Consider the following 8,818-nt stretch of genomic DNA (forward strand, 5'->3'; position numbering starts at 1 on the left):
GCACCCCGGCCGTCCGTGGCAGCAGCCCGGGGAGGTGGCGTCGCGAGAGGTGCCACGACGGAGGCCCCGCATCACCGCCGCCACCGTCATCGCCGCGATCGGCGGCTCCGTGATGCTGGCCGGGATCGCGTTCCTCCTGGTGGTCGCGATCCAGGCCGGGCTCTTCCCGCCGATCGCGCGGGTCGTCGCTGCGGCGGTGCTGGCGCTGGTGCTGGTGGGGCTCGGGCTGTGGTTGCAGTCCCGGCACGAGGCCACGCCCGAGCGCCCGATCAACCCCGGCGCGTTGGCCCTGGTCGGCACCGGTCTGGCTGCGGCCATGCTCGACGTGATCGCCTGCACCACCCTCTACCAGTGGATCCCCGTCCCGGCGGCGTACATGTTCGTCGGCGGGTTGGCGCTCGCCGGGATGGCTCTGGCGCAACGATGGTCCTCGGGACTACTCGCCTGCCTGGTCTCGGCCGGCACGATGGTGCTGGCCCCGTTCATCTCCACGGGCGTCGAGCTCCCTGTCTTCCTGGTGATCCTGGCCATCGCGACCGCCGTACTCGGCGCCGAACTCGGGATCGCGGTCAGGGTGGTGTGGTCGGTCTTCCCGGCACCGGTCCTCGCGGGCTACCTCACGCAGACCCACCTCCACGACCGGGGCGAACAGATCGCGCTCATCGTGGCGGCCCTGGTCTTCGCCGCCGTGGGGGTCGGTGTCGCCTGGGCCGACTCCGTGCGCCGTCGCCCGGCTCCGGAGAACGCGGCCCTCGTCGTCGTCCCCACCGCCGTCCCCCTGCTCCTCCTCTCCGGACTCGTCCTCCTGCGGCCGGGTTGGCCGGTCGGGGTGGTCCTGGCCGCCGCCTACCTCACGGTCGCCGTGGTGGCCGGACGTCGAGCCCAGGAGCCGGGACCGGTCCTGCTGTCCGCCGTCGCGGGGGTCGTGGGCAGTGCCCTGCTGTTCGGCGCCTGGGTGGAACTGGGCGGACGGGAGATGACGAGCCTCGCCCTCACCCTCAGCGCCACCGGCTACCTCGTGGCAGCGGGCCTGTGGGGTCGCCGCTGGGTGGACTGGGTGGCCGGCGTCGGCGCCGCCATCGCGCTGGCCGTGTACGTGGTCGTCAACGAGCCGTTCCTCGCGCTCGACGAGCGTCTGGCGGTCCGCGAGCTGACCTACTGGGACGTGGTGGCGGCGTTCGCGGTCACGGCGCTCGCCGTCGCCGCGACGTGGTGGGCCTCCCGGCGGGTGCCCCGACAGGCGTCCAGGGTGGTGATGGCGGGTGCCGTGGTGGCGTTGCTGACCTTCTCGGTGATGGTGGTGGCGGCCGGAGTGGTGATCGGCGACCTGGCGGGCGCGGCGCGCAACGGCTTCCTCGTGGCTCATCTGGTGGTCACCGTGCTGTGGATCAGCTGCGCGGCCTGGTTGATCCTCACGCCGAGTCCCCGGCTCTCGGACGCCCGCAGGATGGGCTTCGTCCTGGGGTCACTCGCGCTCGCCAAGTTGCTGTTCCTCGACCTGGCCACGCTGCCCGGCCTGTTCCGGGTGCTGTCCTTCATCGCGGTGGGCGCGGTGATGTTGGCCGTGGCCGTCCGCTACCGCAGGGACACCGAACCGTCCGGGAGCGGATCCCCCACGTAGACGCGGAAGGCGCGCGGTTCCGCGCCGGACATCAGGACCTCGACCTCGGGGTGGTCGACCTCGTCAGGATCATCCGAGGGCAGACTCCAGACCACTTCACCGGAGTCGGTGAGTTCCCTCAGCGCGAGGCGCGTGGCGCGCACCCACGTCACGTGCCGGAGTGCCGGCTCGTCGCGGAGATCGTCCTCGGCCATGCCCTCCCGGAGGTCGACCATGAGACGTTCCCCGTCGGGAGCCTCGTATGCGGTGCACACGTGGTCGACGAGGACGGACAGTGGCCACGACGGACCGGAACCGAGCAGATCGACGATGATCATGCGCGCATCGCCGACCTGGCAGGCCGTCGGTGTGGTGAGGACGTGGAGCCTGTCGGCCACGTCCTCCGTGATCTCGATGAACTGAACGGTCATGGTGAGCCCCTGTTCCCGCGCGACGGTCGATGGTGGGCCCCGCGGCGCGGCCCGGGCCGTCCCGGCTGTGACGTAGATCATACAATACGTCAGTGGCCGACAAGTCTCGGCCAGATGACGATCCCGGAAACAAGCACGTGGGACCCCGTCGGAACCGCAGGTCAGGGGATAGGGTCGACTGTGTGACCACTCTGCACACCGGGCCCTCCGACGACACCACGACGGGGCGGACCGACGCCTTCACGCTGTCCTACTCCGAGTTCGATCCCGGCGAGGAGGGGCTGCGAGAGACGCTCACCTCGACGGGCAACGGTTACCTCTGCACGCGCGGCGCGGCCGAATGGGAGGACGCCGACGGGGTCCACTACCCCGGGACGTACGTCCACGGCCTGTACAACCGCGCGACCACCATGCTCGGCGGCGTCCCGGTGCACAACGAGGACCTGGTCAACCTGCCCAACTGGTTGCCGCTCAAGCTCAGGATCGGCGGGGCGGAGGTGCTCCGGCTCGCAGAAGTGGAGATCCTCGAGTACAGCCACCGAGTGGATCTGCGCTCGGCGCTGATGACCCGCCAGATCCGCTTCCGCGACCGGGAGGGGCGGGAGACCGAGTTGGTGAGCCGGCGCTTCGCGTCGATGGCCAGCATGCACCACGCCTACATGGAGTGGACGATCACGCCGCTGAACTGGTCCGGCCAGGCTGAGGTCGTGAGCGCGCTCGACGGACGCGTCACCAACGACGGCGTACCGCGATACCGGCAACTCGAGAGCGACCACCTCCGGCCGGGCAGCACGGTGTTCCCGCACCCCGAGGTGATGGCGCTGAAGGTGCGCACCCGGCAGTCCGAGGTGAACATCGGTGTCGCGGCACGGACCCTCGTCTCGACCGGCGGTCGGAAACGAGACGTGCCCCGCTCCGACTTCCGGATGGCGGACTACATCCAGCAGACCCTCCACGTGGAGCTGGAGCGCGACGTCCCCACCACGATCGAGAAGTCGGTGGCGCTGTTCACCTCGCGTGACCCGGCCACGGGGGACACGCTCCTGCGCGCCTCCCGGTCGGCCGCCCGGTCGCGCCCGTTCGGTGCGGCGTACGCGCACCACCGCGAGTCCTGGGAGCGGTTGTGGCAGGCGTGCGACCTCCACGTGTTCGGCGACGACGAGGCCCAGCACCTGCTGCGGGTGCACATCAGTCACATCCTGCAGACGTGCTCGCACAACACCGCCGACCTCGACGCCGGCGTGCCCGCCCGCGGGATCAACGGCGAGGCCTACCGGGGCCACGTGTTCTGGGACGAGTTGTTCGTCTTCCCGTTCCTGACCTTCCGGCTCCCGGCCGTCACCCGCAGCCTGCTCATGTACCGCTACCGGAGACAGTCCGAGGCGCGGGTGGCGGCGGCGACGGCCGGGTACGAGGGGTTCATGTTCCCGTGGCAGAGCGGATCGCTCGGCACGGAGCAGACCCAGGAACTCCACCTCAACCCGATGTCGGGGCGGTGGGACATCGACCTGTCGCACAACCAGCGCCACGTCAGCGCGGCGATCTTCTACAACGTCTGGCAGTACATCACCCTCACCGAGGACACGATGTTCCTCGAGTTCCGGGGTGCGGAGATGATGCTCGGCATCGCGCGGTTCTGGTCGTCCATCGCGCACTACTCACCGGAGCGGCAGCGCTACGAGATCCACGGCGTGATGGGGCCCGACGAGTACCACGAGAAGTACCCGGGCGCGTCCGAGGGCGGGCTGCGCAACAACGCCTACACCAACGTCTTCGTGGCGTGGATCTGCGACATCGCCGCCCACCTGCTCGACCTGCTGCCGGCGCCCCAGGCCGGCGCCGTCCGCGCCCGGCTCGAACTGCGTGACGACGAGATCGAGCGGTGGAAGGACATGAGCCGCAGGATGTTCGTGCCGTTCCACGACGGGATCATCAGCCAGTTCGAGGGGTACGAGGACCTCGACGAGCTGGACTGGAACTCCTACCGTGCCGAATACGGCAACATCCAGCGACTGGACAGGATCCTCAAGGCCGAGGGGGACACCCCGGATCGCTACAAGCTGGCGAAGCAGGCCGACGCCGTGATGCTGTTCTTCCTGTTCAGCGACGACGAACTGCGGCGGGTCTTCACCAGACTCGGCTATGGGTTCGCGGACGATGCCGCACAGCGCACCATCGACTACTACGACCAGCGCACGTCACACGGGTCGACCCTGTCCTACATCACGCATGCCGGGGTCCTCGCCCGCTTCGACCCGGACAGTTCCTGGGATCGTTTCAAGGTGGCGCTGGGCAGCGACGTCAACGACATCCAGGGAGGAACGACCCGCGAGGGTATCCACATGGGTGTCATGTCCGGGACGGTCGACCTGATCCAGCGGTTCTACGCGGGGATGCGGGTGGAGAACGGGATGCTGCAGATCCACCCCAACCTGCCCCGGGATATCGACGGGGTCTCTTTCAACATGACCTACCTGCGGTCCCCGCTCACGGTGACGGTGATGCAGGACAGCGTCACGGTGCATCACAGAGACGGTGTGATCGACTCGACCCCGGTCCACGTGTGCGTGGCCGGACAGGAGCGCATGGTCGCGGTGGGTGGCGAGGAGACGTTCAGCCTGACGTGACGCCCGATCAGTCCGACGCGACGCCCGGCCCGGTGGGAGACGCGGCCGGGTGCGGCCTCCGGCCCGATGTGACGTCGTGCCGCGCCCGTCGCCGTTCCTCTCTCTCCCGGTGGCGGGCGGCGTGGCGTTCCCTCTCGCGCTCGGTCTCCACCTCGTGGTCGTACGGGTTCCCCCGGAATCGACGGATCGAGTAGACGATGAGGACGAGGCCGATCAGGCCGGAGCCGATCAGGCTTCCGCCGGTAACCCACCCGCCGATGAACCACCAGGCTGGATCGAGGGGCCACCACTGTGGTGCCGGGGGGTGCTGGCCCCAGTAGATCCCGAGTCCGACCAGCCACGCCACGCCGAGCACCGACGCGGTGATCCTCGGCCAGGTCTGCACCCCTCGGGACGCGCCCTCGAGGGCCACGCGCTTGACGGGGTCGACCCGCTTCTCGAACCACTCGTACTGCTGGGAGAGCACGACCATGCCCGCGAAGAGAGTGAGCAGCCCGGGGCCGGGGAGGAACAGAGCGGCGATACCCAGCACGACGAGCGTCCACCCGAGTGTCTCGAGTGCGAGGCGCTTGGCCGCGACGTAACCGAGTCTTCTCACCAGACCATGGTGGCAGAGATCGGCTCACCGGTGCAGTAGCGAGCAACCCGTCCCCGGTCAGGCGACGGCGGTTCCCAGGATCGAGCCGATCCCGTAGGTCGCTGCCATGGCCGCGAGACCACCGAGGAGTAGCCGGCGCACGGCCTTGCCCCGATCCGCGTCTCCCAGACGCGCGGAGACGTATCCCGCGAGCGCCAGACCGACCATGGTGAGCACCGCGATCGTGGGCACTCTCAGGCTGGCGGGGGCGAGGATGGCGAGCAGAGGGATGATCGCCCCGAGGGTGAAGGCGATCGCGGAGGAGACGGCTGCGTGCATCGGGTTGGTCAGTGCCTCCTGATCGATGCCCAGTTCGGCGTCGAGGTGGGCGGAGAGTGGATCGACGGCGTGGAGTTCGGTGGCGACCAGCCGGGCGGTGTCCACACTGAGCCCCTTGGCGGTGTAGAGCCCGACGAGTTCTTCGAACTCGGCCTCGGGCTCGCGGTCGAGTTCGCCGATCTCCTTGGAGATGAGCGCACGTTCCGTATCCCGCTGGGTGCTCACCGACACGTATTCGCCGACGGCCATCGAGAACGCGCCGGCGGACAAGCCGGCGATCCCCGCGACCATCAGGGCGGATCGGTCGGTGGTGGCCGCAGCGACGCCCATCACGAGCCCGGCGGTCGAGAGCAGGCCGTCGTTCGCCCCGAGGACGGCGGCACGAAGCCAGTTGAGTCTGTCGCCGACCGAGGCGTCGTGCGGTTCGACGGCGTCGTGGCGGGTGGAGCGAGGGGTGTCCATGTGTCCACGCTAGGAGTCGGCGCGCGGAGTCACAAGCGTCGAAAGCCTATCCTTACCAGCACTTCTTGCTCCTCGACGCGCTCAGGCCGGGACCGGGGAACCGAACGCCCGGGCCGCTCGGACGCCCGCCTCGAGGTCGACCTCGGGCCAGCCGTCGGGGGAGTGGAGGACGGCCGCCAGGTCCCGGGCGGACAACCGCGCACCGGCCGACAGGAGCGCGTAGACCGTTCCGGTCGGGGGGGCGTCGAGGAGGGTGTCGTCGGCCAGCTCGTCGACGATGTCCCGCACGGCCGTCGCGGTCACCGGGTAGATCTCCGGGTCGAAGCCGTCGTCGGTCGGCTGGTCCAGCCGCCACCACGCGGCCCCGTCCCAGCCGTACAGGAAGCCCAGGTAGAGGCCCTTGGACCGGGCGTGCTCGACCCCGCGTCGCCACCACCCCGGGGCGTCGCCGACGAGGTCCGTCCCGGCCTCTCCGGCACGCCCGCTGCCCTCCGTGAGGGAGAACTCGTGGTGCCAGCCGGCCAGGAGAGCGCGCCCCTCGCCGGGCCGGACGAGGGCCATCCACATCCCTTCCGCGCCGACCCAGTGCAGGGCCGAAGGTGTGGGCGGGGAGTGTTCCAGGCCCACCGCGGCGCGCACGGCGGCGTCCACGGCGAGGAGGGAGGCGATGTCGTCGGGCGTCGAGTCCAGGTCCACGGGGAGCAGGGCCATGGGCTCACGGTAGTCGGTGACCGCCACGGCGAGGTGACGATCGCGGTGAACGTCAGGCGACCCCTCGGTGTCCAGCCCTGGTGTTCGCCGGTCCGGCTGCGGCGACACCTGTCGACTCCTACGGTGTCACCATGGACAGTGTGACCTCAGACGACGGCGTTCCCCCCGGCCCACGCCTACCCGGCCTGGTGCAGGCCCTGCTCGCACTCTCGGCCCCCGCGGCCGTATTCCCGGCGGCCGCCAGGCGGTACGGGGTGCCGTTCAAGCTCGACCTGATGCCCAAGGGGCGGACGGTGGTCGCCGTCGCCGATCCCGCCGACATCAAGGACGTCTTCGCCGGCTCGCCGTCGGTCTTCCACGCGGGCAAGGGCAACGAACTGCTGCGGCCGCTGTTGGGGGAACACTCTCTCCTCCTCCAGGACGGCGACGAGCACGCGCGCGCCCGCCGGCTCCTCGCGCCGGCGTTCGGGCGCCGCGAGATCGAGGGGTACCGCTCGCTGGTCGAGGAGGTCACGACCGAGCAGTTGGATCGCTGGCCGCGATCGGGCCGGGTCCGTGCGCACGTCCTGTTCAGCGAGCTCACGCTCGAGGTGATCCTCCGCGTGGTGTTCGGGGTGACGGACTCGGCCCGCCTCGACCGGATGAGGCCGATCGTGGCGCGGGCGGTGGACGCCGGGCCGGTGGTGATGATCGGCATGGGCATCCTGCCGCTGCGCCGGTTCCGGCCGTGGAGCCGACAGGTCCGGGACCTCGCGACCATCCACGCCTTCCTGCATGAGGAGATCGAGACGACCCGCCGGGACCCGGCCCTGTCCGGGCGACGGGATCTGCTGGCACTGCTGGTGCGGGCGTCCGCCCAGGACGCGCAGGGGTTGTCCGACGAGGAGTTGCGCGACCAGCTGATGACCCTGGTGGCCGCAGGACACGAGACCACGGCCACCGCCATGGCGTGGTCGGTGCTCGAGCTGGCCCGGCATCCCGGGATCCAGGATCGATGTGTGTCCGAGATCGCCGCCGGCGGCACGGAGTACCTGGACGCCGTGCTCAAGGAGTCCCTGAGACTGCACCCCGTCGTCCCGATGGTGATGCGGGAGCTGCAGGAACCCGCCACCGTCGGCGGCCGCACCTACCCGCGGGGGATGACCATCTCGCCGTCGATCATCCTGGCCCACCGCTCGCCGGCCGCCTATCCCGCGCCCAAGGAGTTCGACCCCGGCCGCTTCCTCGACGACGTCCCGACCCCCACCACGTGGCTGCCCTTCGGCGGCGGCGCCCGCCGGTGCATCGGTGCGTCCTTCGCGATGATGGAGGGCGAGGTGATCCTGCGGAAGGTGCTGGAGCGGTACCGGCTCGACCGAGTGGGCAGTGGCCGGGAGTGGCCCAGGGCGCGGAACGTGACGCTCTATCCGTGGAGACGGGCGCGGGTGGAGCTCCGCCCGAGGTGACCCCGGGTCGCCACACCGGGCCGGTGATGTGCTTTTCGGTGGAGATTTTCCTACCGTAGGAGGGGTGAACGCTTCCCAGTCGCCCTCGCCGCAGGTCGAAGCGCCTCGCGCCTCGGCCCCCCGTATGTACACGTGGATCTCCGAGACCGGCAGGGTGATCGAGCAGGTGAGGATCGTCCGCAAGGGCGATTCCTCCCGCGCCCGGGGCCGGATCGTCTCCGCGGCGCACCCCGACCACCAGGCGTTCACGCTGGAGTACCAGGTCGAGATCGGATCGGACCTGGCCCCTCACCGGGTGCAGCTGACCGTCTCCACCGAGGAGTACGAGCGCACGATCGACCTGGTCTGCGACGCCGACGGTTCCTGGCTGCTGGACGACCCCTCCGACACCCGCTCCCGCGTGGGCGGCGACGGAGTGGTCGACGTCGATGTGACGTTCAGCGTGTTCTTCGCCAGCATCATCACCCGACGGCTCGGGCTGCACGCGCAGCCCGGTTCGGTCGAGCAGCGGGTCCTCTCGGTGGACTCCCTGACGCTCGACGTCACCGAGGACTCCGTCACCTTCTCCAGTGACGACGAGATGGTCCACGGGATCACGGCCACCGCGGCCACGAGCGCGACCGTCG

8 protein-coding genes are annotated in these 8,818 nt (G+C 70.1%); 4 read left to right on the top strand and 4 right to left on the bottom strand.

Going from position 1 to position 8,818, the window contains the following annotated elements:
- The coding region (locus G6028_RS01100; protein ID WP_194306742.1) for a DUF2339 domain-containing protein at positions 1–1,621 on the top strand (1,621 nt) is incomplete at its 5' end.
- On the opposite strand, the gene G6028_RS01105 is transcribed toward G6028_RS01100, so the two are convergent.
- Positions 1,576–2,031, bottom strand: a complete 456-nt coding sequence (locus G6028_RS01105; RefSeq protein ID WP_241730451.1) for a hypothetical protein — start codon at positions 2,029–2,031, stop codon at positions 1,576–1,578. The genes G6028_RS01100 and G6028_RS01105 overlap by 46 nt on opposite strands.
- Before the next feature lie 182 nt (positions 2,032–2,213).
- On the opposite strand from G6028_RS01105, the gene G6028_RS01110 reads away from it, so the two are divergent.
- Positions 2,214–4,658 carry a glycosyl hydrolase family 65 domain-containing protein gene (locus tag G6028_RS01110; RefSeq protein WP_182657764.1) on the top strand — a complete coding sequence of 815 codons (2,445 nt, stop codon included), beginning with the start codon at positions 2,214–2,216 and terminating at the stop codon, positions 4,656–4,658.
- Positions 4,659–4,665: 7 nt separating this feature from the next.
- On the opposite strand, the gene G6028_RS01115 is transcribed toward G6028_RS01110, so the two are convergent.
- The 3 genes from G6028_RS01115 to G6028_RS01125 all read right to left on the bottom strand — a co-directional run bounded on the left by G6028_RS01115 (position 4,666) and on the right by G6028_RS01125 (position 6,747).
- Positions 4,666–5,256, bottom strand: coding sequence for a PGPGW domain-containing protein (locus G6028_RS01115; protein WP_182657765.1), 591 nt, complete (start codon positions 5,254–5,256; stop codon positions 4,666–4,668).
- A 57-nt stretch (positions 5,257–5,313) separates the two neighbouring features.
- Positions 5,314–6,036, bottom strand: a complete 723-nt coding sequence (locus tag G6028_RS01120; RefSeq protein WP_017838261.1) for a VIT1/CCC1 transporter family protein — start codon at positions 6,034–6,036, stop codon at positions 5,314–5,316.
- Between the two features lie 81 nt (positions 6,037–6,117).
- Positions 6,118–6,747 (bottom strand): hypothetical protein, encoded by a 630-nt coding sequence (locus G6028_RS01125; protein ID WP_182657766.1) that lies wholly within the window; start codon positions 6,745–6,747, stop codon positions 6,118–6,120.
- A 140-nt stretch (positions 6,748–6,887) separates the two neighbouring features.
- Here G6028_RS01125 and G6028_RS01130 point away from each other — a divergent pair, with 140 nt between their 5' ends.
- Positions 6,888–8,192: a cytochrome P450 gene (locus tag G6028_RS01130; protein ID WP_338404116.1), complete on the top strand. Its 1,305-nt coding sequence runs from the start codon at positions 6,888–6,890 to the stop codon at positions 8,190–8,192.
- Positions 8,193–8,256: 64 nt separating this feature from the next.
- Positions 8,257–8,818: putative glycolipid-binding domain-containing protein (locus G6028_RS01135; RefSeq protein ID WP_338404117.1), on the top strand; the 562-nt coding region annotated here is incomplete at its 3' end.

Source organism: Dietzia cercidiphylli, assembly GCF_014145145.1.
GTDB lineage: Bacteria > Actinomycetota > Actinomycetes > Mycobacteriales > Mycobacteriaceae > Dietzia > Dietzia natronolimnaea.

What these genes read in the sequence shown, in the direction of transcription:
- G6028_RS01125 (WP_182657766.1), bottom strand. Translation starts at nt 6,747, where the DNA reads ATGGCCCTGCTCCCCGTGGACCTGGACTCGACGCCCGACGACATCGCC.
- G6028_RS01105 (WP_241730451.1), bottom strand. Translation starts at nt 2,031, where the DNA reads ATGACCGTTCAGTTCATCGAGATCACGGAGGACGTGGCCGACAGGCTC.
- G6028_RS01120 (WP_017838261.1), bottom strand. Translation starts at nt 6,036, where the DNA reads ATGGACACCCCTCGCTCCACCCGCCACGACGCCGTCGAACCGCACGAC.